The organism is Pseudomonas sp. ZS1P83, from assembly GCF_054897825.1.
This window is the reverse complement of sequence record NZ_CM142706.1, coordinates 4,828,286-4,851,313: the sequence shown is the minus strand read 5'-3', so window position 1 is coordinate 4,851,313 and position 23,028 is coordinate 4,828,286. Positions and strand designations below refer to the sequence as shown.

General features: G+C 59.2%; 19 protein-coding genes. 14 read left to right on the top strand and 5 right to left on the bottom strand.

All coding sequences use genetic code 11. The features are described 5' to 3' along the window. The first annotated feature begins 235 nt into the window (after positions 1-235). The 11 genes from rpsF (at position 236) to ACYZT0_RS22820 (ending at position 14,742) form a co-directional block, all read left to right on the top strand. Positions 236-658, top strand: a complete 423-nt coding sequence (rpsF, locus tag ACYZT0_RS22870) for a 30S ribosomal protein S6 (RefSeq protein ID WP_003217491.1) — start codon at positions 236-238, stop codon at positions 656-658. 28 nt (positions 659-686) lie between these two features. Further along, on the top strand, positions 687-917 hold the full coding sequence (rpsR, locus tag ACYZT0_RS22865; protein WP_002551829.1) for a 30S ribosomal protein S18: 231 nt from the start codon (positions 687-689) through the stop codon (positions 915-917). 36 nt (positions 918-953) lie between these two features. Continuing rightward, positions 954-1,847, top strand: coding sequence for a hypothetical protein (locus ACYZT0_RS22860; protein ID WP_462043111.1), 894 nt, complete (start codon positions 954-956; stop codon positions 1,845-1,847). A 19-nt stretch (positions 1,848-1,866) separates the two neighbouring features. Continuing rightward, a complete protein-coding gene (gene rplI / locus ACYZT0_RS22855) occupies positions 1,867-2,313 on the top strand; it encodes a 50S ribosomal protein L9 (protein ID WP_003197251.1) in 447 nt (148 codons plus the stop codon). 120 nt (positions 2,314-2,433) lie between these two features. Further along, complete coding sequence (gene dnaB, locus ACYZT0_RS22850) at positions 2,434-3,828, top strand: replicative DNA helicase (protein WP_462043110.1); 1,395 nt, start codon at positions 2,434-2,436, stop codon at positions 3,826-3,828. Between the two features lie 101 nt (positions 3,829-3,929). After that, entirely contained in the window at positions 3,930-6,233 is a 2,304-nt protein-coding gene (locus tag ACYZT0_RS22845; protein ID WP_462043109.1) for a YgiQ family radical SAM protein, read from the top strand. 214 nt (positions 6,234-6,447) lie between these two features. Then, positions 6,448-7,368, top strand: coding sequence for an NAD synthetase (locus tag ACYZT0_RS22840; RefSeq protein ID WP_462043108.1), 921 nt, complete (start codon positions 6,448-6,450; stop codon positions 7,366-7,368). Further along, positions 7,368-7,826, top strand: a complete 459-nt coding sequence (locus ACYZT0_RS22835) for a hypothetical protein (RefSeq protein ID WP_462043107.1) — start codon at positions 7,368-7,370, stop codon at positions 7,824-7,826. The genes ACYZT0_RS22840 and ACYZT0_RS22835 overlap by 1 nt, the downstream gene beginning before the upstream one ends. A 175-nt stretch (positions 7,827-8,001) precedes the next feature. Then, the gene (locus ACYZT0_RS22830; protein ID WP_462043106.1) at positions 8,002-11,277 is read left to right on the top strand and encodes a transglutaminase family protein; all 3,276 of its coding nucleotides are present in this window, start codon (positions 8,002-8,004) and stop codon (positions 11,275-11,277) included. A gap of 88 nt (positions 11,278-11,365) precedes the next feature. Beyond that, a complete protein-coding gene (locus ACYZT0_RS22825; RefSeq protein WP_462043105.1) occupies positions 11,366-13,852 on the top strand; it encodes a circularly permuted type 2 ATP-grasp protein in 2,487 nt (828 codons plus the stop codon). Then, the gene (locus tag ACYZT0_RS22820; protein ID WP_462043104.1) at positions 13,852-14,742 is read left to right on the top strand and encodes a transglutaminase family protein; all 891 of its coding nucleotides are present in this window, start codon (positions 13,852-13,854) and stop codon (positions 14,740-14,742) included. Before ACYZT0_RS22825 ends, ACYZT0_RS22820 begins: the two co-directional genes overlap by 1 nt. Before the next feature lie 135 nt (positions 14,743-14,877). Here ACYZT0_RS22820 and ACYZT0_RS22815 read toward each other — a convergent pair whose 3' ends face one another. Then, the gene (locus ACYZT0_RS22815) at positions 14,878-15,069 is read right to left on the bottom strand and encodes a hypothetical protein (protein ID WP_462043103.1); all 192 of its coding nucleotides are present in this window, start codon (positions 15,067-15,069) and stop codon (positions 14,878-14,880) included. Positions 15,070-15,137: 68 nt separating this feature from the next. After that, positions 15,138-15,725 carry an LOG family protein gene (locus ACYZT0_RS22810; RefSeq protein WP_462043102.1) on the bottom strand — a complete coding sequence of 196 codons (588 nt, stop codon included), beginning with the start codon at positions 15,723-15,725 and terminating at the stop codon, positions 15,138-15,140. 340 nt (positions 15,726-16,065) lie between these two features. On the opposite strand from ACYZT0_RS22810, the gene azu reads away from it, so the two are divergent. After that, positions 16,066-16,512 carry an azurin gene (azu, locus tag ACYZT0_RS22805; RefSeq protein WP_462043101.1) on the top strand — a complete coding sequence of 149 codons (447 nt, stop codon included), beginning with the start codon at positions 16,066-16,068 and terminating at the stop codon, positions 16,510-16,512. A 166-nt stretch (positions 16,513-16,678) separates the two neighbouring features. Here the strand turns inward: azu and nadE are convergent, their stop codons facing one another. The 3 genes from nadE to ACYZT0_RS22790 form a co-directional block, all read right to left on the bottom strand. Beyond that, positions 16,679-17,506 carry an ammonia-dependent NAD(+) synthetase gene (gene nadE / locus ACYZT0_RS22800; protein ID WP_462043100.1) on the bottom strand — a complete coding sequence of 276 codons (828 nt, stop codon included), beginning with the start codon at positions 17,504-17,506 and terminating at the stop codon, positions 16,679-16,681. Positions 17,507-17,510: 4 nt separating this feature from the next. After that, entirely contained in the window at positions 17,511-18,746 is a 1,236-nt protein-coding gene (pncB, locus tag ACYZT0_RS22795) for a nicotinate phosphoribosyltransferase (RefSeq protein WP_462043099.1), read from the bottom strand. Positions 18,747-18,888: 142 nt separating this feature from the next. After that, positions 18,889-19,800, bottom strand: a complete 912-nt coding sequence (locus ACYZT0_RS22790) for a LysR family transcriptional regulator (protein ID WP_462039993.1) — start codon at positions 19,798-19,800, stop codon at positions 18,889-18,891. Between the two features lie 174 nt (positions 19,801-19,974). Between ACYZT0_RS22790 and amaB the strand changes: the two genes are divergently transcribed. Then, on the top strand, positions 19,975-21,465 hold the full coding sequence (gene amaB / locus ACYZT0_RS22785) for an L-piperidine-6-carboxylate dehydrogenase (RefSeq protein WP_462043098.1): 1,491 nt from the start codon (positions 19,975-19,977) through the stop codon (positions 21,463-21,465). A gap of 144 nt (positions 21,466-21,609) precedes the next feature. After that, complete coding sequence (amaA, locus tag ACYZT0_RS22780) at positions 21,610-22,893, top strand: L-pipecolate oxidase (RefSeq protein WP_462043097.1); 1,284 nt, start codon at positions 21,610-21,612, stop codon at positions 22,891-22,893. Positions 22,894-23,028 lie beyond the last annotated feature (135 nt).

Below are 23,028 nucleotides of genomic sequence, written 5' to 3'. Positions count from 1 at the left end.
TAGATCATTCCCATGCTCCGCGTGGGAATGCATCCATCGACGCTCCGCGTCATCCAATTGCTGATTGTTCAAATAATCACCAATTGCCTTGCACCTCTTCTGTCCCTTCTCTACAATTGCGCCCCTTGCTGTGACGGCAGGCACGCATGTGTCTATCGCAAGCAAGTCCATAAGTGTCATTCACTCCTTGTCTGACCGCTTTTGAGCGGCAGGCTACAACCCGTAAGGAGCATTCATGCGTCATTACGAAATCATCTTTTTGGTCCACCCGGATCAAAGCGAGCAAGTCGGCGGCATGGTAGAACGTTACACCAAGCTGATCGAAGAAGACGGCGGCAAAATCCACCGTCTGGAAGATTGGGGCCGTCGTCAACTGGCCTACGCAATCAACAATGTTCACAAGGCTCACTACGTGATGCTGAACGTTGAGTGCACTGGCAAGGCCCTGGCCGAGCTGGAAGACAACTTCCGCTACAACGATGCAGTGATCCGTAACCTGGTCATCCGTCGCGAAGAAGCCGTAACTGGCCAATCCGAGATGCTCAAGGCTGAAGAAAACCGCAGTGAGCGCCGTGAGCGTCGCGACCGTCCTGAGCACGAAGGCGCTGAAAGCGCTGACAGTGATGACAGCGACAACAGCGATAACGCTGACGAGTAATCCACGGACCTTTTGAGGAGCCTATTACATGGCACGTTTCTTCCGTCGTCGTAAATTCTGCCGCTTCACCGCTGAAGACGTGAAAGAGATCGATTACAAAGATCTCAACACTCTGAAAGCTTATGTATCCGAGACCGGCAAAATCGTTCCAAGCCGTATCACCGGTACCAAAGCACGTTATCAGCGTCAGCTGGCCACCGCTATCAAGCGCGCCCGCTTCCTGGCCCTGCTGGCCTACACCGACAGCCACGGCCGCTGAGACCGGGCAGTCGACACGTAGCAAAGGATTGAATGCATGCGCGCCTTAGCTGAGTTCATCATGCGCGGCCGTATGCAGGCCACTCTCGTAGTGGCCGGGTGCGCAACATTGCCGTTGTTGTATTGGTTGGGTGCTGCCGCTGGTTGCCTTGTGCTCCTGCGGCGCGGATTGAAGGACGCCATTGGTGTTCTTGCTCTGGGACTGCTACCGGCGTTGATCTGGTGGCTTTACTCCGACGACCCACGGGCACTTCTGGTGCTGCTGGGGTCTTCGAGCCTTGCGTTGGTTTTGCGCGCAAGCGAGTCCTGGAACCGCGTGCTGCTGGTCAGCATAGCGATGGGAGTGGTGTTTGCAGTGGTGCTGGGGACAGTTTTTGCTCCCCAAATCGAAATGCTGGCGCAGGCCTTGATAAAGGTCATGCCGTCGCTACTCGGTGATGTCTACCAGAAGTTGTCGGTAGACGAGCAAGCGCATTTTGCGTCCCTGATTGCACCGGTCCTGACCGGCCTGATTGCGGCTTTGTTGCAAATCGTCAGTGTGCTGAGCCTGCTTGTCGGGCGCTACTGGCAGGCGTTGTTGTACAACCCGGGTGGTTTTGGTCGCGAGTTTCGCGCCATCCGATTCCCGCTTTTGCCGGCGATGTTGCTGCTGGCGTGCATGCTTCTGGGGCCGAATATCGGTCCTCAGATGGCCATGTTGACGCCGTTGTGCAGTGTACCGCTGGTGTTCGCCGGGCTAGCCCTGATACACGGGCTGGTGGCGCAAAAGCGACTGGCCAGATTCTGGCTGGTGGGGTTGTACGTGACGCTGTTGCTGTTCATGCAGCTGATCTATCCGTTGCTGGTGGTCTTGGCCATCGTCGACAGCCTGATTGATTTTCGCGGTCGTTCGACGCCGAAAGACGTCGATAGCGCGAACGGTGAAGGTTAAAAGTTAAGAGGATTTTCACATGCAACTGATCCTTCTGGAAAAAGTCACCAACCTGGGCAACCTGGGTGACAAAGTGAACGTTAAGGCTGGTTACGGTCGTAACTACCTGCTGCCTTACGGCAAAGCTACCGCTGCGACCGCTGCCAACCTGGCTGCGTTCGAAGAGCGTCGCGCTGAGCTGGAAAAAGCCGCAGCAGACCGTAAAACTTCGGCTGAAAGCCGTGCCGCCCAACTGGCTGAGCTGGAAGTGACTATCACTGCCACCGCTGGTGACGAAGGCAAGCTGTTCGGTTCGATCGGTACTCACGACATCGCTGATGCACTGACCGCCTCTGGCGTTGAAGTTGCAAAAAGCGAAGTTCGTCTGCCGAACGGCACCATCCGCAACGTAGGCGAATTCGACGTAGCCGTGCACCTGCACGCCGAAGTTGAAGCCACCGTACGCGTTGTCGTGGTAGCAGCTTAAGCAGCACTTGTCGGCTGGCACCCTCGGGTGCTTGCCGGTAACATCGGGCACGATCCTGTTTACAGGTCGTGCCCTTTGTCTTTCTGAAACCCCTGCTTTTCTTAAATAATCCAAGTGGCCATGAACGATATCTCCGCTCCTGAGCAATACGATCTGCACACCGCTGCCCTGAAGGTGCCGCCGCATTCCATCGAGGCCGAACAGGCCGTGCTCGGTGGTTTGATGCTGGACAACAACGCCTGGGAACGCGTGCTTGATCAGGTCTCGGACGGCGATTTCTATCGGCATGACCACCGTTTAATCTTCCGCGCGATCGCCAAACTGGCCGATCAGAACTCGCCGATCGACGTCGTGACCCTTGCCGAGCAATTGGACAAGGAAGGTCAGACCTCGCAGGTCGGCGGCCTTGGTTACCTGGGTGAGCTGGCGAAAAACACGCCGTCCGTCGCCAACATCAAGGCCTATGCGCAAATCGTCCGTGCACGGGCAACGTTGCGGCAGTTGATCGGCATCGCCACCGAAATCGCCGACAGCGCGTTCAACCCGGAAGGCCGCACGGCTGAAGAGATTCTCGACGAAGCCGAACGCCAGATTTTCCAGATCGCTGAGGCCCGGCCAAAAACCGGCGGCCCGGTGAGAGTGAACGAACTGTTGACCAAAGCCGTCGACCGTATCGATGAGATGTTCAATAGCGATAATGCGATTACTGGCCTCTCCACCGGTTATACCGACCTTGACGGCATGACCAGCGGCCTGCAACAGTCTGACCTGATCATCGTCGCCGGTCGTCCGTCGATGGGTAAAACCACCTTTGCGATGAACCTGGTGGAAAACGCCGTGCTGCGCAGCGATAAGTGCGTGCTGGTCTACTCGCTGGAGATGCCAGGCGAATCGCTGATCATGCGTATGTTGTCGTCCCTCGGTCGAATCGATCAGACCAAGGTCCGGTCCGGTCGCCTGGACGAGGACGATTGGCCGCGCCTGACGTCGGCTATCAGCATACTTAACGAACGCAAGCTGTTCATCGACGATACGGCCGGTATCAGCCCGTCGGAGATGCGTGCGCGGACCCGACGCCTGGTGCGTGAGCACGGCGATGTGGGCCTGATCATGATCGACTACCTGCAATTGATGCAGATCCCAGGGTCGAGCGGCGATAACCGGACCAACGAGATTTCTGAAATCTCCCGCTCGTTGAAAGCTTTGGCCAAGGAATTCAACTGCCCGGTGGTGGCGCTGTCCCAGCTCAACCGCTCTCTGGAGCAACGACCGAACAAACGCCCGATCAACTCCGACTTGCGGGAATCCGGAGCGATCGAGCAGGATGCTGACGTAATCATGTTCGTGTACCGGGACGAGGTTTACCACCCGGAAACCGAGCACAAAGGCATCGCCGAGATCATCATCGGCAAGCAGCGGAACGGCCCGATCGGTACGTCACGACTGGCGTTCATCGGTAAGTACACCCGCTTCGAAAACCTGGCGCCGGGCAGCTATAACTTCGACGACGAGTAAGTTGCCGAGAGTCGCAATTTCCGACCATAGCCGTCGGAATTGGTTATTTTTTGTGCTATATTCCGCGCCCGCGATTTTTCATCTCAACACCGGTCATCGTCATGCAAACAGCCAAGCCGTTATTTGACTATCCCAAGTACTGGGCCGAATGTTTCGGTCCAGCGCCATTCCTGCCGATGAGCAGGGAGGAGATGGATCAGCTTGGCTGGGATTCCTGCGACATCATCATCGTTACCGGTGATGCGTACGTTGACCATCCGTCGTTTGGCATGGCGATCATTGGCCGGCTGCTGGAGTCGCAAGGCTTTCGCGTCGGGATCATCGCTCAGCCAAACTGGCAGTCCAAAGACGACTTCATGAAGCTCGGTGAGCCGAACCTGTTCTTCGGCGTCGCGGCCGGCAACATGGACTCGATGATCAACCGCTACACCGCCGACAAAAAAATCCGTTCCGATGACGCCTACACCCCCGGTGGCTTGGCGGGCAAACGTCCGGACCGCGCGAGCCTGGTTTACAGCCAGCGCTGCAAGGAAGCCTACAAGAACGTGCCGATCGTTCTTGGCGGCATCGAAGCTTCCCTGCGCCGCATCGCCCACTACGATTACTGGCAGGACCGGGTGCGCAACTCGATCCTGATCGACGCCTGCGCCGATATCCTGCTCTACGGCAACGCCGAGCGCGCGATCGTCGAAGTCGCCCAGCGCCTGTCCTACGGTCACAAGATCGAAGACATCACCGACGTGCGCGGTACCGCGTTCATCCGTCGCGATACGCCGAAAGACTGGTACGAAATCGATTCCACGCGCATCGACCGTCCGGGCAAGATCGACAAGATCATCAACCCGTACGTGAACACCCAGGACACCGCTGCCTGCACCATCGAGCAGGAAAAGGGTCCGGTTGAAGATCCAAGCGAAGCCAAGGTCGTTCAGATTCTGGCCAGCCCGAAAATGACCCGCGACAAGACGGTGATCCGTCTGCCGTCGGTTGAGAAAGTTCGTGGCGACGCGGTTCTTTATGCTCACGCCAACCGCGTGCTTCACCTTGAAACCAACCCGGGCAACGCCCGTGCACTGGTTCAGAAGCACGGCGAAGTCGATGTCTGGTTCAACCCGCCTCCGATTCCGATGACCACCGAAGAAATGGACTACGTGTTCGGCATGCCCTATGCGCGCATTCCGCACCCGGCGTACGGCAAGGAAAAGATCCCTGCCTACGACATGATCCGTTTCTCGGTGAACATCATGCGTGGCTGCTTCGGCGGCTGCACCTTCTGCTCGATCACCGAGCACGAAGGCCGGATCATCCAGAACCGTTCCGAAGAGTCGATCATTCGCGAAATCGAAGAGATCCGCGACAAGGTGCCAGGCTTTACCGGCGTCATTTCCGACCTCGGCGGCCCGACCGCGAACATGTACCGCATCGCGTGCAAGACCCCGGAAATCGAATCCGCGTGCCGCAAGCCTTCGTGCGTATTCCCCGGCATTTGCCCGAACCTGAACACTGACCACTCGTCGCTGATCCAGCTGTATCGCAGCGCTCGTGCCTTGCCGGGTGTGAAGAAGATTTTGATCGCGTCTGGCCTGCGTTACGACCTCGCAGTCGAGTCGCCGGAATACGTCAAAGAGCTGGTGACCCACCACGTTGGTGGTTACTTGAAGATCGCCCCGGAACATACCGAGGAAGGTCCGCTCAATCAGATGATGAAGCCGGGCATTGGCAGCTATGACAAGTTCAAGCGCATGTTCGAGAAGTACTCCAAGGAAGCCGGGAAAGAGCAGTACCTGATTCCGTACTTCATCGCCGCTCACCCGGGCACCACCGACGAAGACATGATGAACCTGGCCCTGTGGCTCAAGGGCAACGGCTTCCGTGCCGACCAGGTGCAGGCGTTCTACCCGTCGCCGATGGCCACCGCCACCGCGATGTACCACTCGGGCAAGAACCCGCTGCGTAAGGTCACTTACAAGAGCGACGCCGTGACCATCGTCAAGAGCGAAGAGCAGCGTCGTCTGCACAAAGCGTTCTTGCGTTATCACGACCCTAAAGGCTGGCCGATGCTGCGTGAAGCGCTGACCCGCATGGGCCGCGCCGACCTGATCGGGCCGGGCAAGAACCAGTTGATCCCGCTGCACCAGCCGGCGACCGACAGCTACCAGAGCGCCCGTCGCAAGAACTCGACACCCGCCGGCAGCCATAAAGTGGCAGCGGAAAAGACCACCAAGATTCTGACCCAGCACACTGGCTTGCCACCGCGCGCCAGCGATGGCGGCAACCCGTGGGACAAGCGTGAACAGGCCAAGGCTGCGGCATTTGCCCGCAACCAGCAGGCGGCCAAGGACCGTAAGGATGCGGCCAAAGGCAAGGGGCCAAAGCCTGCGCGTAAGCCGGTTGTGCCGCGTTAATCGCCGTACCGCATTGCAAGACGCCAGCCTCAGAGCTGGCGTTTTGCTTTCTAGCGAGGGGGCGGCCTGTTTGCTAAGGTGACGTGCACTTCAGTGGCAGCCAGGAAAACGGGTCTCCCGGCACACGCCAAACCCCGTGGGAGCCGGGCTCGCCCGCGATGATGGCGGCACAGGCAATAAAGATCTCACCCCCCGATTATCAAGGACGATTCACATGAGTAACCCCTTACCGGGCATCGGCATGGACTACAGCCCCTCCCAGTTCATGGCCCGCCAACGCATCGAAAGCCAGATCAACCTGCCACGCCTGTTCGCCGCCATCGACGCCGATCCCGGAATCGTCGGCGCGGGCGTGGTGTACATCGATGCCGAGTTCAACGTAGTGACCCTGCGCGAATTCAAGCCGATTTGCAGCATCAAGCCCAAGCGGATCATTTTGCGGGAGGCGCAGAAGTACATTGCGCCTGCGCAGTTTGTCCAACAGGTTCAGGACAATCCCAGAGAATCACGACTGGTCGCAGAGGCAATCAATACCACTTTGTCCTGCGCCGGAGCGGTGCTGGGTTGGATTGTCGTACTCAGTGGGTCGGTTGCGGTTCCCTTCAGCGCCGGGGCCAGCTCGGTGGTGGTGGCTCTGGGTTATACCGCTGCGACCGCCAGTTCGGTGCAGTGTTTTGTCGGTGCGATCCGCACGGTGGCAGAAGTGGCCAACCCGCAGTTCAACGACAAGCTGGACAGTGAGGCGTGGTACCAATACGCCTCGATCGGTCTGGACGCGGCCTCTCTGCTGGGCGTGGGGGCTTCCACCTTGACCACTATAAAACTGGTAAAAGTGGCTAAGGCCACCACCGGTAAAAGTCTGCGTGAAGTCTTGCGTGGGTTGACTCGCCAGGAAAGGTCGAAGTTGACCAAAGAGTTGCTGAGCATCAACGATCCGCGGCTGACGCCGAAGATGCTCAAGCTCAAGCAACTTGCCGGCGAGCTGCCCAAGCGCTTCACTCCGACCCAGCTGAAACACGCTACGGTTACCCAGATCAAGGATTCCCTGGGCGCGGCGATTGGCCTGACCGGCAGCAGCTTGTCGGGCAATGTCAAAACTATTGCCGTCGGCTTGTACGAAGAACTGGAGGAGTAATGGACGACTTGAGTCTGTCGCGTTTTCTGGCGCGTTATTTCCCAACCTTCATTGGCGGCATTTTCGCGGCGCTGTTCTCATTGGCCTGTGCTATTCCCTTGATGGCGGCGTCCTATTTCGCCAGGGCCTCAATCGGTGAACAAGCGACCTGGTCGGTGGTGGGAGGCGCAGCGGTCACAATGGTCGTGGTGCATTGCAATTTCATGGTGGTGCGCGGCAGGCCGCAGTGGGTGTGGGGATTGGTCGGGGTGCTGGTTCTATGTCTGCTGGGCGTATTGCCGACCATCGTGGATCGTCCGCATAAAGTCATCTATGTATTGGCCGTGTTGTTTCCGTTGCTAGGCCTACTGCTACTCAACAGCAAACGCCACCGAGAAATGCGCACCCAACTGGTTGAAATCCGCCGCCAGCGCGAGTTGATCAAGCACGCTTCCAAGGCATCGCGCACGCAACGTTGAGTCGATTCGCCCACCGATCCGCCACATTTATGTGCGCTCCTGCGCGCACGAAAGCGAGCAATGCGCGCTTTTAGTGCTCTACTGCCTTGAGTAACGGAAGAAAGGGTCCGACCTGCCTGCATGGCATAAGTCTTGCGCCGCTTTCGATAACGTCCAGGCTCGCAGGAGGCACGCCGTGTCGATCCATGTCGCATTGCACCACGTCACGCATTACCGCTACGACCGCGCCGTCGAGCTCGGTCCGCAGATCGTTCGTCTGCGCCCGGCGGCCCACAGTCGCACGCGGATACTTTCCTACGCGCTGAAAGTCTCTCCCGACCAGCACTTCATCAACTGGCAGCAGGACCCCCAGGGCAATTACCTGGCGCGGTTGGTATTCCCGGAGAAAACCGATGAGCTGCGGATCGAAGTCGATCTGCTGGCGGAGATGGCGGTCTTCAATCCGTTCGACTTCTTCCTTGAGCCCTACGCCGAAAAGATCCCTTTCGCTTACGCCGCGGATGAGCGCAAAGAGCTGGCGCCGTACCTGGAAACCTTGCCCCTGACGCCAAAGTTCAAGGCTTACCTGGACGGTATCGACCGCACACCGCTGCCCAGCGTCGATTTCCTCGTCGCGCTCAATCAGCGCCTGAGCGAAGACATCGGCTACCTGATCCGCATGGAGCCGGGCGTGCAAACGCCCGAACACACCCTCGAACAGGCTTCCGGTTCCTGCCGCGACTCGGCATGGCTCTTGGTGCAACTGCTGCGCAACCTCGGTCTGGCGGCGCGTTTCGTCTCCGGTTACCTGATCCAGCTCACCGCCGATGTCAAAAGCCTCGACGGCCCGTCGGGCACTGACGTGGACTTCACCGACCTGCACGCCTGGTGCGAGGTCTATTTGCCCGGTGCTGGCTGGATTGGCCTGGACGCGACGTCAGGGCTGTTTGCCGGTGAAGGACACATTCCGTTGGCCTGTAGCCCTGATCCGGGCTCTGCGGCACCGATCAGTGGCTTGGTTGAACCGTGCGAGTGCGAATTCACCCACGAAATGTCGGTGGAGCGGATATGGGAAGCACCGCGGGTGACAAAGCCCTACACCGAAGACCAGTGGCTGGCGATCCAGGCCTTGGGTCGGCAGATCGATGCCGACCTGCTCGAGGGTGACGTACGCCTGACCATGGGCGGCGAACCGACGTTTGTGTCCATCGACGATCCGGACGGCGCCGAGTGGAACACCGCTGCGCTCGGGCCGGACAAGCGGCGTCTGTCCGCCGAATTGTTCCAGCGCATGCGCAAGCACTACGCGCCCAAAGGTTTGGTGCATTTCGGTCAGGGCAAGTGGTACCCCGGCGAGCAATTGCCGCGCTGGTCGCTGAACTGTTATTGGCGCCGCGACGATGTGCCGATCTGGCACAACAGCGCGCTGATTGCCGATGAGCAGCAAGACTACGATGCTAATGACGAGTTGGCCGGGCGTTTTCTGGCGAGTGTCGCCGAGCGCCTGAAAATTCCCACACGGTTTGTATTTCCGGCCTACGAAGACAATTTCTATTACCTCTGGCGCGAAGGCACGTTGCCGCAGAACGTCAGCGCCGAAGACTCACGTCTCGAAGAACCGTTGGAGCGTGCGCGCCTGCGCAAAGTCTTCAGCCAAGGCCTGGACAAGGTCATCGGTCAGGTCCTGCCGCTGGCGCGCACCGCCAAGGGTGATCAGTGGCAAAGCGGCCGTTGGTATCTGCGCGACGAGCATTGCCGACTGGTGCCAGGGGACTCGCCGCTGGGCTATCGCTTGCCGCTTGGCTCGCAGCCTTGGGTGAAAGCGGCGGAGTACCCGTTCATTCATCCTGTGGACCCGAATCAGGATTTACCCGCACTGCCCGACACTGCGCAACTTCAGCGCCAAGGCGAGTCTGCGGTTGCTGATGAACGCACGCCAAAGATCGACGAATCCGCCGACTGGCTAACCCGCACGGCGTTCTGCGCGCAAGCACGAGAAGGGCGGTTGTACCTGTTCATGCCGCCGTTGGAGCGGGTCGAGGACTACCTGGAACTGGTCAGCGCCATCGAAGCCACCGCCGAGGAATTGCATTGCCCGGTGTTGCTGGAAGGCTATGAGCCGCCGAGCGATCCGCGGCTGAGCAACTTCCGCATCACGCCCGACCCGGGTGTGATCGAGGTCAACGTGCAGCCGTCTGCCACGTGGGATGAACTGGTCGAGCGCACCGAATTTCTTTACGAAGAAGCGCGCCAGACCCGACTCACCACCGAGAAATTCATGATCGATGGCCGGCATACCGGCACCGGCGGTGGTAACCATTTCGTACTGGGAGGCGCGACACCGGCTGACTCACCGTTTCTGCGCCGTCCGGATTTGCTGCGCAGCCTGATCAGCTACTGGCATAACCACCCGTCCTTGTCCTACCTGTTTTCGGGATTGTTCATCGGCCCGACGTCTCAGGCGCCACGGGTCGACGAGGCACGCAACGATGCGTTGTATGAACTGGAAATCGCCTTCGCCCAGATGCCTGAGCCGGGTGAGGAGTGCGCGCCGTGGCGGGTGGATCGGTTGCTGCGCAACCTGCTGATCGACGTGACCGGCAACACCCATCGTGCCGAGTTTTGCATCGACAAACTGTATTCACCGGACGGTGCTACCGGTCGCCTTGGATTGCTCGAATTGCGCGCGTTTGAAATGCCGCCCCATGCGCGCATGAGCCTGGCTCAGCAATTGTTGCTGCGGGCGCTGGTGGCTCGGTTCTGGCGCGAGCCTTATGCGCCGCCGAAACTGGCACGCTGGGGCACCGAGCTGCACGATCGTTTTCTGTTGCCGCACTTCATCGAACAGGATTTCGCCGACGTTATCGTCGACCTTAATGCCGCCGGTTATCCGGTGCGGGCCGAGTGGTTTGCGGCGCATCTGGAGTTTCGTTTTCCCAAGGTCGGCGATTACGCGGTCAGCGGCATAGCGCTGCAATTGCGTCAGGCGCTGGAACCTTGGCATGTGCTGGGAGAGGAGGGCGCGGTCGGCGGCACGGTGCGTTACGTGGATTCGTCGCTTGAACGCTTGCAGGTCAAACTCACTGGCCTGCCACCGCAGCGTTACGTGCTGACCTGCAACGGCATTGCGGTGCCATTGCAACCCACCGGGCGGGTTGGCGAATTTGTGGCTGGCGTACGATTTCGTGCCTGGCAACCGGCCAACTGCCTGCAACCGACCATCCCGGTCCATGCGCCGCTGGTGTTCGACCTGCTCGACACCTGGATGCAGCGCTCGCTGGGTGGGTGTCAGTACCACGTTGCCCATCCGGGCGGACGCAACTACGACAGCTTGCCGGTGAACGCCAATGAGGCGGAGAGCCGCCGAATGGCGCGTTTCTTCCGCATCGGACATACGCCGGGGAAACTTCCTATACCCAATATGGAAATTAACGACGAGCTACCGATGACTCTCGATTTACGACGTTTCTAAACCGTACGCGACGCTCGGATTTTTCGTATATCCGGGCGTCATGAGCCTGCGTTAGTCTGACCGTTCTTTGCTGTCTGCCGAGCTTTCCATGCCTGACCTGCTTGACCGCTACCCGCTGACGGCGGGCACCTATCACGAACTGCTCGACGACAGCGGCGCCGTGCGTCCGCATTGGCGTCGGTTGTTCGACCAATTGCAGCGCAGCACGCCAACACAATTGGTGCAGCGTCAGGCCCTGCTGACCCGGCAGATCCAGGAAAACGGCGTGACCTATAACGTGTACGCCGATCCCAAGGGGGCCGATCGGCCGTGGGAGCTCGATCTGCTACCGCACGTGATCGCTGCTGATGAATGGCAGCAGTTATCGGCCGGGATCGCTCAGCGGGCACGCTTGCTCAATGCGGTGCTGGCAGATTTATACGGGCCGCAACGGTTGATCGCCGAAGGTTTGCTGCCTGCCGAGCTGGTTTTCGGTCACAACAACTTCCTCTGGCCCTGTCAGGGCATCACGCCACCCGACGGGGCTTTTCTGCATCTGTACGCGGTGGATCTGGCGCGTACGCCTGACGGTCGCTGGTGGGTCACGGCGGACCGGACCCAAGCGCCGTCCGGTGCCGGTTACGCCCTGGAAAACCGCACCATCGTGTCCCGGGCCTTTCCCGAGCTGTACCGCGACCTGAAAGTGCAGCACCTGGCCGGGTTCTTCCGCACGCTTCAGGAAACCCTGGTGCGACAGGCACCAAGTGATGACGAAGCGCCGCTGATCGTGCTGCTGACACCGGGACGTTTCAACGAAAGTTATTTCGAACACCTCTATCTAGCGCGCCAGCTTGGTTATCCACTGGTGGAGGGCGGCGACCTGACGGTGCGCGACGCTACGGTCTACCTGAAAACCCTGAGTGGATTACGCCGGGTCCACGCGATCATGCGGCGGCTCGACGATGACTTCTGCGACCCGCTTGAGCTGCGCACCGACTCGGCCCTTGGTGTGCCGGGGTTGTTGGAGGCGGTACGCCAAGGGCGAGTGCTGGTGGCCAATGCCCTCGGCAGCGGTGTACTTGAGTCGCCGGGATTGTTGGGCTTCCTGCCGAGGATCAATCAATTCCTGTTCGGCGAAAAATTGATCCTGCCTTCCATCGCAACCTGGTGGTGCGGTGAAGCGCCGGTGCTGGCTCAGGCCCTGGAAAAATTGCCGGAGTTGTTGATCAAACCAGCTTTTCCGTCACAGAGCTTCGCTCCGGTGTTTGGTCGCGATTTGAGTGAAAAACAGCTTCAGGCACTGGCCGAGCGCATGCAGGCCCGGCCTTATGCTTATGTCGCGCAAGAATTGGCTCAGCTCTCTCAAGCCCCGATTTGGCAGGCTGAGGAGCGTCATCTGCAACCCCGGGCCATCGGCATGCGCGTGTACGCGGTGGCCAGCCGTGATGGCTATCGGGTGCTGCCCGGCGGCCTCACCCGCGTTGCCGCCGAGGCTGACGCTGAAGTGGTGTCGATGCAGCGCGGTGGCGCGAGCAAAGACACCTGGGTGTTGGGCGATCGCCCGCCGAGCGGTGAGCAATGGAAAACCCAGCGTACGATCGGTGTGTACGACCTGGTGAGACGCGATCCGTATCTGCCGTCGCGGGTGGTGGAAAATCTGTTCTGGTTCGGGCGCTACTGCGAGCGCTGTGATGACAGTGCGCGGTTATTGCGGATCATGCTGGCGCGTTATGTCGATGGCGATGACCCGCAAGCCCTGGAGGCGGCGGTGGATCTGGGCGAACGGTTGATGTTGTTGCCCGATGAAGGCGAGTTGCCGGAGCGTTTATTGGCGGCATTGCTCGGCGATGACTGGCCGTTCAGCCTGCGCTCCAACCTGCAACGTTTGCAGTGGGCGGCCTCGCAAGTGCGCGGCAAGCTCTCGCGGGAAAACTGGCAGGCGCTGGTGGAGTTGCAGCGCGAGGCCATGGAGCTGGAAACCGAAGAGCCGGATTTCGGCGAATTGCTGGATTTCCTCAACCGTCTGGTGATGTCCCTGGCGGCGTTGTCCGGTTTCGCCCTCGACGACATGACCCGGGACGAAGGCTGGCGCTTTCTGATGATCGGCCGCCGGATCGAACGTCTGCAATTTCTCAGCGCCAGCCTGGCGGCATTTCTGCGCGGTACCGGTGCTTTCGATCAGGCCGGACTGGAATGGCTGCTGGAACTGGGCAACAGCAGCATCACTTACCGTTCGCGGTATCTGGCGGTGGCGCAACTGATTCCGGTGCTCGACCTGTTGCTGCTCGACGAGCAGAACCCCCACGCCGTGTTGTTCCAGTTGAAACTGGTGACTCGTACCTTGAAACGCTTGAATGACGACTTCGGCGTGCCTCGTGAAGCGGGGTTGCCGCTGTTGGTGGAACGCTTGGCACAGTTCGATCTGGGATGCCTGGAGAACCCGCTGTTCGGCGCAGCCAGCGTTCGGGCGGCCATTGAGGGGCTGGCCGACCTGTTGCAAGAAATCGCCGACGCCAGCGGGCAAGTGTCGGATCGTCTGGCCTTGCGCCATTTCGCCCATGTCGATGACGTCAGCCAGCGCACGGTGTCCGTCTGATGGGCGCCCACTACCAGATTCTCCACGACACCCATTATCACTACGACAGCCCGGTCTCGCTGGCTCAGCAGCTCGCGCACCTGTGGCCGCGAGCGTGTGCCTGGCAGCGTTGCACCGAGCAGCAACTGCAGATCAGTCCCGACCCGACTTCGCGCCGCGATGAGTTGGATGTGTTCGGCAATCCGCTGACCCGGTTGGCGTTCGAGCGGCCGCACGATGAATTGCTGGTCAATGCCCGGCTCACCGTCGAAGTGCTGGCCCGGCCGGCGCTGGATTTCAATCAATCCCCCGCGTGGGAAGAAACCCGCAACGCGCTGACCTACAGCAGTCAACCGCTTTCCCCGCAATTGCTGGAAGCGTGTCGTTACCGGTTCGAATCGCCCTACGTGCATTTGAAGCACAACTTCGTCGAGTTCTCGCAAAGCTGCTTTCCACCGGGGCGGCCACTGATGCTGGGTGTACAGGCGCTGATGGAAAAGATTTTCAGCGAATTCACCTTCGATGCCGAAGCGACTCAGGTGGCAACGCCGCTGGTGGAAGTGTTGGAGCGCCGGCGCGGCGTTTGTCAGGACTTCGCTCACCTGATGCTCGCCTGCGTACGCTCCCGTGGGTTGGCGGCACGCTACATCAGCGGCTACCTGCTGACCCAGCCGCCACCGGGCCAGCCGCGACTGATCGGTGCCGATGCTTCACATGCCTGGGTTTCAGTGTTTTGTCCGGTGCTCGGCTGGGTGGATTTCGACCCGACCAACAACGCGCGACCAGCGCTGGAACACATCACTTTGGCCTGGGGCCGGGATTTCTCCGATGTCTCACCGTTGCGTGGGGTGATTCTGGGTGGCGGCAACCATGACCCCGAAGTCCGTGTCACCGTAATGCCACTGGATTAATCGAGATCCCACAGGGGAATGCGCGGTGATTTCTGGATGGGGTATTTCAGATTGGCCTGTGAGGGTCAGCAGCGTGACTGCTGACCCTGGACACAGATCCGGTGGGCCTGATCAGATCATCGGGCCCTGAGGGTCTCAGGCGTCGGGTGCCTGATCTTTCGGTGCTTCAACATCACTTTCTGCAGCCACTTCACTTTCTGCATCTGGGTTCAGTGCGGCGGCTTCTTCTTCAGCTGTAGCTTTCTTGCGCTGAAGCTTTTCCTCTTTCTTCTGCTCCTTTGCCAAGTCTCTCTGACGTTTGGCGAAGGAATAATTAGGTTTAGCCATGGGCGATCCTCTGGGGTCGAAGGTGAGGTTGAGCGGCGCATATTCTGCCCTGTATCGATGCCGAGCCGTTAGCTGGGTTTTTGCTCGGCCCATTTTGGCGGTACCGAGGGTTGCCAGGCGTCCAGTGCATCAAGCAGGGTTTGCGGCGATTCGCTCATTTGCAGCATGTCACGGTGCGGTTCGCGAACGAAGCCTTCGCCGACGATATGATCGAGAAAATCCGTCAATTTGCTATAGAAACCGTTCACTTCCAGCAGCCCCAGCGGTTTGCCGTGGTAACCGAGCTGGCCCCAGGTCCAGACTTCGAACAGTTCTTCCAGCGTGCCCAGGCCGCCGGGCAGGGCGATAAAGGCATCACTGAGCTCGGCCATCCGCGCCTTGCGCGCATGCATGCCGTCGACCACTTCCAGGCGAGTCAGGCCGCTGTGGCCGATTTCTTTGTCTTTGAGGCTTTGCGGGATGATTCCGATCACTTCACCACCGGCCGCCAGCGCAGCATCAGCGACAATTCCCATCAGCCCGACGGCACCGCCGCCATAGACCAGGGTCAGCTTGCGCTCGGCCAATGCTCGCCCCAAGGCGACAGCCGCTTCACGATAGGCCGGGTTGGTGCCAGTGCTGGCACCGCAAAATACACAAACGGACGCTAAAGGCATGCCTTACTCCATGGTCAGTATGGCCACAGAGTAAAGGCAGGCACGCGGCGTTCCAAGGTCTAAACTTCGCGTTCAGGTGTTTCATAGGTACCGCTGGCGCCACAGGCGTAGGCGGCGAGCAAACTGCACAACAGGCTATTAAGGGACATGACAGTTCCAGATAAGTGATGACGACCTGATGATAGGGCCGCCCCAGGCGTCTGGCTGGTAGATTGTTTCGATAGGTGTCATAGCCCGAAAGTTGTATACAATTTTTGATTCAGGTCATAGGAACTTGTGAAGATTTCAGGCAGTCTTCTGTCCATTAGCACTGTTGTTAACCCCGCCTTGGAGATTCACCATGTTTGCCAAACTTGTTGCGGTATCCCTCCTGACATTGGCCAGCAGCCAATTGATGGCTGCCGAGTGCAAGGTCACTGTCGACTCGACTGATCAGATGTCCTTTGACACCAAGGAAATCAGCATCGACAAGAGCTGCAAGACATTCACCGTGGAGCTGAAACACTCCGGCAATCTGCCGAAAAACGTCATGGGTCATAACTGGGTGCTGAGCAAAGAAGCTGATATGCAGCCGATCGCTACCGATGGTCTGGGGGCAGGTATCGACAAGAACTACCTGAAAGAAGGTGATGCCCGCATCATCGCTCACACCAAAGTCATCGGCGCTGGCGAAAAGGATTCTGTGACCTTCGACGTGTCGAAGCTCGATGCTGGCGAGAAGTACGGCTTCTTCTGCTCGTTCCCTGGCCACATCTCGATGATGAAAGGCACTGTTGTCCTGAAGTAATCAAACTGAACTCATAAAAAAAGCGTCCACTTGGGGCGCTTTTTTTGTGCCTGACGTTTGACCGAGTCATCGTTCTTCGCGGGCAAGCCTCGCTCCTACAAGTACGGAATTGTCCTTGTAGGAGCGAGGCTTGCCCGCGAAGGCGTCCGTACAGACCGCGCCCAATTCAAGGTGCAAACGGCATCACACGCTTGTGATGCGTCTTTTTGTACGTGTCGCAGATGATTTTGAATGCTTCCTCGCGCACCGGCTCGCCGTGCAGGAACGCGTCAATTTCGGCATACGTCACCCCGTGAGACGCTTCGTCCGGCTTGCCCGGCGACAGGTCTTCAAGGTCGGCAGTCGGGATTTTTTCCACCAGCGACTCCGGTGCACCGAAGCTGCGGGCGATGTCCCGGACCTGGTTTTTCACCAGACCGCTCAGTGGTGCCAGGTCGCAAGCGCCATCACCGAACTTGGTGAAGAAACCCATCACTGCTTCCGCCGCGTGGTCGGTGCCGATCACCAGACCCTGGGCCGCGCCGGCAATGGTGTATTGGGCGACCATGCGCATCCGCGCCTTGGTGTTGCCAAGCACGAAATCCACCGAGACCGCATGCTTGCCTTCAAACGCCGCGACTTTGTTCGCCAGGGCTTTTACTGCCGGGCCTATGTTCACGGTGTGGCGCTCATCCGGGGCGATGAAGTCCACCGAGGCCTGGGCGTCATGTTCGTCGAACTGGGTTTCGTACGGCAGGCGCACGGCGATGAACGTGTAGTTGTTGTCGCCGGTGCGCGTGCGCAGTTCGCGCAGGGCACGCTGGGCCAGCAGGCCGGCGGTCAGGGAATCGACGCCGCCGCTGATGCCCAGCACCAGGGTCTTGAGCCCGGAATTGACCAAGCAATCCTGGATGAAGGTAATCCGCCGGGCGACTTCAGCCTCGAGGGCGGCCTGGTCGGCGAACGGCGGCTGGACCTTGAGCTGTTCAGCAATCTCACGCTGTTCGGCTTGCATGAATTCACTCCTTGCTAGAAATGCTGGATGTACTGGAAAGGGCGGCAGGTACTTTGAAAACGTGTCGCAAATAGGCGACGAAATTCGGGTCTTTGCAGTGAGTCTTGCCAGGCTCATCGGAAATTTTTGCCACGGGCTGGCCGTTGCAGGCGGCCATTTTAAGCACGATGCTCATCGGTTCGACACCTGGAATATCGCACGTCAGGTGGGTGCCGATGCCAAAGCTGACATTGATCCGACCGCGCAATGCCCGAAAAATCTCCAGGGACTTGGGCAGCGTCAGGCTGTCGGAGAACACCAGCGTCTTGCTCATTGGGTCGATGCCCAGCTTGTGATAGTGAGCGATGGCCTTTTCCGCCCACAGCACCGGATCACCGGAATCATGGCGCAAACCGTCAAAGAGTTTGGCGAAGTACAGGTCGAAATCGCTGAGAAAGGCATCCGTGGTAATGCAGTCGGTGAGGGCGATCCCCAGCAAGCCGCGGTACTCGCGAACCCAGCAATCGAGGGCGGCAATCTGACTGTCGATCAGCCGTGGGCCGAGTTGCTGGTGGGCCATGATCCATTCGTGGGCCATGGTGCCCAACGGCTTCATGTCCAGCTCCCGTGAAAGGTGCACGTTGCTGGTGCCGACGAAGCGTCCGGGGAAGTCGTGCTTGAGCACGTTCACCACTTCTTCCTGCACGCGATACGAGAAGCGACGACGAGTGCCGAAATCGGCTACCTGCAGTTCAGACAATTCGTCTGCGCTGGCGTTGGCAGTCAGCCAGTCGAACTTTCGATAGAGCTGCTCGCGCGCCTGTTCCAGCACGACCTCACGGTAGCGATAGCGGTTGCGCACCTCGCTGACGATGGACAGCAGCGGCACTTCGAACAGGATCACGTGCAGCCATGGTCCGCGCAGGCGGATGAACAGCTCGCCGTTTTCGATGCCGGTGTGGACGTAGCGCAGATTGAAGCGGAACAATCCGAGAAAGCGCAGGAAATCCGGCTTCATGAAGCTGATGCGCTCCATGAAACTCAACTGGTCGGCGCTTAGGCTCAACTCGGCGAGGCGTTCGATCTGGAAACGAATCTCCGCCAGGTACGGGCGCAAATCTTCGCTGTTACGGCAACGAAATTCCCATTCGACTTCCACGTTCGGGTAGTTGTGCAGCACCGCCTGCATCATCGTCAGTTTGTAGAAGTCGGTGTCGAGCAGGTTCTGCACGATGCGATCGCCAAACACGCTCTCGCTCATTACGGGGTTCTCCAGGCTGGCCGCGGCCCGTGGCAGCGACGTTGCAGCTGTTTCAATGAATGGGCTAGTGGCGCATATCAGAGGTGGGGATTGCCAGCGATTTTTTTGGCTGCAGCAGATCCCACCGGGATTTTGTGTAGCTTCAAATTTGCGGTATGTCCGGATTATCGATTTGCTCCAGCATCCACTTCACAAAATCCCGCACTTTCGGCACTTCCGCCGAATGCTCTGGATACGCCAGGTAATAGGCATCGGTGCTGGGCATCGCGTGCTTCCAGGGGATGACCAGTTTGCCGTCGGCCAATTCCTCTTCCACCAGAAATCGCGGCAACAGCGCCACTCCGCAGCCGACCTGGGCTGCGCGGATGCACATATAAAAGGTTTCGAAACGCGGGCCGTGGTAGCTGTGTTCGGTGTGGTAGCCCTGACTGTCGAACCAGTCGTGCCAGGCCTGGGGCCGGGAGGCGTTTTGCAGCAGGACCAGGTCGGTGAGTTGCGTAGGATCGGTGAAAGGCGTGTCCGGCAGGCTGCCCGGTGCGCAGACCGGCACCAACTCTTCGCCGAACAGCTTCAGGCACTCAGTGCCGGGTCGAGAGCCTTGGCCGAAGTAGAATGCCAAGTCGCTGCGACCTTGCAGCAAATCGTCGGCTTCCTGCTCGCTGCACAAGTCCAAATGGATCGAGGGATGGCGTAAACGCCAACCCTTCAAGCGGGGCACGAGCCAGCGAGCGCCGAAGGTCGGAGGCGTCGAGACGCGCAGGACTTCGGTTTCACCGCCGTAGGAGCGCAGGTAGTGAGTCGACATCTCGACCTGTGTGAGGATTTTTCGTACCTCCACCAAGTACAAATCACCGGCCGGGGTCATTTGCAGGCGTCGACGCACCCGGCGGAACAGCAGGTGCTGCAATAATTCTTCGAGTTGCGCGACCTGTTTGCTGACAGCGCTCTGGGTCAGGTTCAGCTCTTCAGCGGCCCGAGTGAAGCTCAAATGCCGGGTCACTGCCTCGAAACACTGCAGTGCGGTGATCGACGGCAGGTAGCGTTTATTCAGCATGGGTTGTCCTTTTTCTTGTTTCTTTCTTATCAGCAATTCGCAGCATGAATAAACGGAATGATATCTCTCTTAAAGGTCGTTTGTTGGGTAACCTCCGGAGCGCTAAAACTACAGGTCTGATCAGTCGTGATTTTCCGGCTGCACACATTCTGTTTTTCGCTTGAGGAGTGACCCATGGTTGCCGCATTGCTTGATCGTCTTGGTGTGAACCCGGCCCTGTACCAGAACGGCAAAGTGCCGGTGCATTCGCCGATCGATGGCAGCCAGATTGCCGCCGTGAACTGGGAAGGTGCCGCTGAAGTCGAGCAGCACATCAGTCGTGCAGATCATGCGTTCGAACTGTGGCGCAAGGTCCCGGCTCCGCGTCGTGGTGAACTGGTGCGTCAACTGGGCGATATCCTGCGTGAATACAAGGCCGACCTCGGCGAGCTGGTGTCCTGGGAAGCCGGCAAGATCACTCAGGAAGGTCTGGGTGAAGTTCAGGAAATGATCGACATCTGCGATTTCGCCGTCGGCCTGTCCCGCCAGCTGTACGGTTTGACCATCGCTTCCGAGCGCCCTGGCCACCACATGCGCGAAACCTGGCATCCGCTGGGCATCGTTGGCGTCATTAGCGCCTTCAACTTCCCGGTCGCGGTCTGGGCCTGGAACACCACACTGGCGCTGGTCTGCGGCAACCCGGTGATCTGGAAACCGTCAGAAAAAACCCCGCTGACCGCACTGGCCTGCCAGGCCCTGTTCGACCGCGTACTGAAGAACTTCAGCGACGCGCCACCGCACCTGAGCCAAGTCATTATCGGCGGTCGCGATGCCGGCGAAGCCCTGGTCGATGACCCGCGTGTCGCGTTGATCAGCGCCACCGGCAGCACCCGCATGGGCCGCGAAGTAGCGCCGAAAATCGCCGCACGTTTCGCTCGCAGCATTCTGGAACTGGGCGGTAACAACGCAATGATCCTCGGCCCAAGCGCCGACCTGGACATGGCCGTACGGGCAATTCTGTTCAGTGCCGTCGGCACCGCCGGTCAGCGTTGCACCACGCTGCGTCGCCTGATTGCCCATGAATCGGTGAAAGAAGAAATCGTCACCCGCCTGAAAGCCGCTTACTCCAAAGTGCGCATCGGCAACCCACTGGAAGGCAACCTGATTGGCCCGCTGATCGACAAGCACAGCTTCGAAAACATGCAGGACGCGCTGGAGCAGGCCTTGAGCGAAGGCGGCCGGGTGTTCGGCGGCAAGCGCCAACTGGAAGACAAATTCCCTAACGCTTATTACGTCTCGCCGGCCATTGTTGAAATGCCGGAGCAGAGCGATGTGGTCTGCAGCGAAACCTTCGCGCCAATTCTGTACGTGGTCGGTTACAAGGATTTCGACGAGGCCCTGCGCCTGAACAATGCCGTGCCACAAGGCTTGTCGTCGTGCATTTTCACCACTGATGTGCGTGAAGCCGAGCAGTTCATGTCGGCCGTGGGCAGCGACTGCGGCATCGCCAACGTCAACATCGGCCCGAGCGGCGCGGAAATCGGCGGGGCGTTTGGCGGTGAGAAAGAAACGGGCGGCGGTCGTGAATCCGGCTCCGATGCATGGCGCGGCTACATGCGTCGTCAGACCAACACCGTGAACTATTCGCTGGAGTTGCCGTTGGCTCAGGGTATTACGTTCGACTAAAGGGCCTCTTCGCGGGCAAGCCTCGCTCCTACAGGACCGTGTTTGTGGCCACAATTTGCAACACAACACAAAAACCCGTAGGAGTGAGGCTTGCCCGCGAAGCTTTTGCTCTGTTTTTTGTTAGGTTTCTGTTGGAGTCTGGCAATGCCGTTACGCGAAGAGTGTCTGTGGGAAAAACTGACGCCGCAAAGGCCTGACAACGGGTTGCTCAAGGGCGAGGTGACGGTGGATGTCTGCGTCATCGGCGCCGGCTTCACCGGTCTGTCGGCGGCGGTGCATCTGCTGGAAAAAGGCAAAAGCGTCTGCGTACTGGAAGCCCATCGCGCCGGTCATGGCGGTTCGGGGCGCAACGTCGGGCTGGTCAATGCCGGAATGTGGATTCCACCGGACGAGATCGAAGCCGGGTTCGGCGAGGCGGTGGGCAGTCAGCTCAACCGCATGCTGGGTGCGGCACCGTCCCTGGTGTTCAGCCTGGTCGACAAATACAACATCGATTGCCAATTACGTCGCGAAGGCACGCTGCACATGGCGCACAACGCCCGTGGCGAAGCGGACTTGCGCAGTCGCGAAGCACAATGGAAACGTCGTGGCGCGCCGGTCGAACTGCTGACCGGTCAAGCCTGCGAACAAGCAACGGGCACCCAAAAGATTGCCGCTGCACTGCTCGATCGACGTGCTGGCACGATCAATCCAATGGCTTACACGACGGGGCTGGCCAAAGCGGCCATCGGACTCGGCGGTCAGTTGTTCGATCATTCCCCGGTGACCCGGCTCGAACGTCAGGGCCAACGCTGGTCGGTACAAACCGCTCAGGGTTCGGTGCTTGCCGAGCAAGTGGTGATTGCCTCGAATGCTTACACCGAAGGTGACTGGACGCAATTGCGGCGCAACTTCTTTCCCGGTTATTACTATCAAGTGGCCTCGGTCCCGCTGACCGAAGAGGCTGCGCAGCAAATTCTCCCTGGTGGCCAAGGCTCCTGGGACACCCGTCAGGTACTCAGCAGTATTCGTCGAGATAAAGACGGTCGTCTGCTGCTCGGCAGCCTCGGTAATGGCAATCAAAAGCCAACCTGGTTCCTCAAGGCCTGGGCCGACCGGGTTCAGCAGCACTATTTCCCTTACCTCAAACCGGTGGAATGGGAGTGCACCTGGACGGGTTGCATTGCCTTCACCCCCGATCATTTGATGCGTTTGTTCGAGCCGGCGCCCGGTTTAGTGGCAGTCACCGGCTACAACGGCCGGGGCGTCACGACTGGCACTGTGGTCGGCAAAGCCTTCGCCGATTATTTGTGTGACGGTAATCCTCAAGCGCTACCGATTCCCTTTGCACCCATGCAGCCATTGGCGGGCGCGGGATTGCGCAGCTGTTTGTACGAGGCCGGATTCTCGCTGTATCACGCAGGCCAGTGCTTGCGGATCGTTATTTGATTGTTGAAATTTGTTGCAGAAAGCGGCGCTTTTTCGCGCAGCGACTAGCCTGTAAAAGGTGCGGGTTGTAGCAGTCCCGCACCAGCAGTGTGCACTTCGGTGACGCACGTTGTTACAGGCTGGTTGCACGTCGTT

Excerpts from the sequence above, each read along its gene's own strand:
- rpsF (WP_003217491.1), top strand. The coding sequence starts at position 236 with ATGCGTCATTACGAAATCATCTTTTTGGTCCACCCGGATCAAAGCGAG.
- rpsR (WP_002551829.1), top strand. The coding sequence starts at position 687 with ATGGCACGTTTCTTCCGTCGTCGTAAATTCTGCCGCTTCACCGCTGAA.
- ACYZT0_RS22860 (WP_462043111.1), top strand. The coding sequence starts at position 954 with ATGCGCGCCTTAGCTGAGTTCATCATGCGCGGCCGTATGCAGGCCACT.
- rplI (WP_003197251.1), top strand. The coding sequence starts at position 1,867 with ATGCAACTGATCCTTCTGGAAAAAGTCACCAACCTGGGCAACCTGGGT.
- dnaB (WP_462043110.1), top strand. The coding sequence starts at position 2,434 with ATGAACGATATCTCCGCTCCTGAGCAATACGATCTGCACACCGCTGCC.
- ACYZT0_RS22845 (WP_462043109.1), top strand. The coding sequence starts at position 3,930 with ATGCAAACAGCCAAGCCGTTATTTGACTATCCCAAGTACTGGGCCGAA.
- ACYZT0_RS22840 (WP_462043108.1), top strand. The coding sequence starts at position 6,448 with ATGAGTAACCCCTTACCGGGCATCGGCATGGACTACAGCCCCTCCCAG.
- ACYZT0_RS22835 (WP_462043107.1), top strand. The coding sequence starts at position 7,368 with ATGGACGACTTGAGTCTGTCGCGTTTTCTGGCGCGTTATTTCCCAACC.
- ACYZT0_RS22825 (WP_462043105.1), top strand. The coding sequence starts at position 11,366 with ATGCCTGACCTGCTTGACCGCTACCCGCTGACGGCGGGCACCTATCAC.
- ACYZT0_RS22820 (WP_462043104.1), top strand. The coding sequence starts at position 13,852 with ATGGGCGCCCACTACCAGATTCTCCACGACACCCATTATCACTACGAC.
- ACYZT0_RS22815 (WP_462043103.1), bottom strand. The coding sequence starts at position 15,069 with ATGGCTAAACCTAATTATTCCTTCGCCAAACGTCAGAGAGACTTGGCA.
- ACYZT0_RS22810 (WP_462043102.1), bottom strand. The coding sequence starts at position 15,725 with ATGCCTTTAGCGTCCGTTTGTGTATTTTGCGGTGCCAGCACTGGCACC.
- azu (WP_462043101.1), top strand. The coding sequence starts at position 16,066 with ATGTTTGCCAAACTTGTTGCGGTATCCCTCCTGACATTGGCCAGCAGC.
- nadE (WP_462043100.1), bottom strand. The coding sequence starts at position 17,506 with ATGCAAGCCGAACAGCGTGAGATTGCTGAACAGCTCAAGGTCCAGCCG.
- pncB (WP_462043099.1), bottom strand. The coding sequence starts at position 18,746 with ATGAGCGAGAGCGTGTTTGGCGATCGCATCGTGCAGAACCTGCTCGAC.
- ACYZT0_RS22790 (WP_462039993.1), bottom strand. The coding sequence starts at position 19,800 with ATGCTGAATAAACGCTACCTGCCGTCGATCACCGCACTGCAGTGTTTC.
- amaB (WP_462043098.1), top strand. The coding sequence starts at position 19,975 with ATGGTTGCCGCATTGCTTGATCGTCTTGGTGTGAACCCGGCCCTGTAC.
- amaA (WP_462043097.1), top strand. The coding sequence starts at position 21,610 with ATGCCGTTACGCGAAGAGTGTCTGTGGGAAAAACTGACGCCGCAAAGG.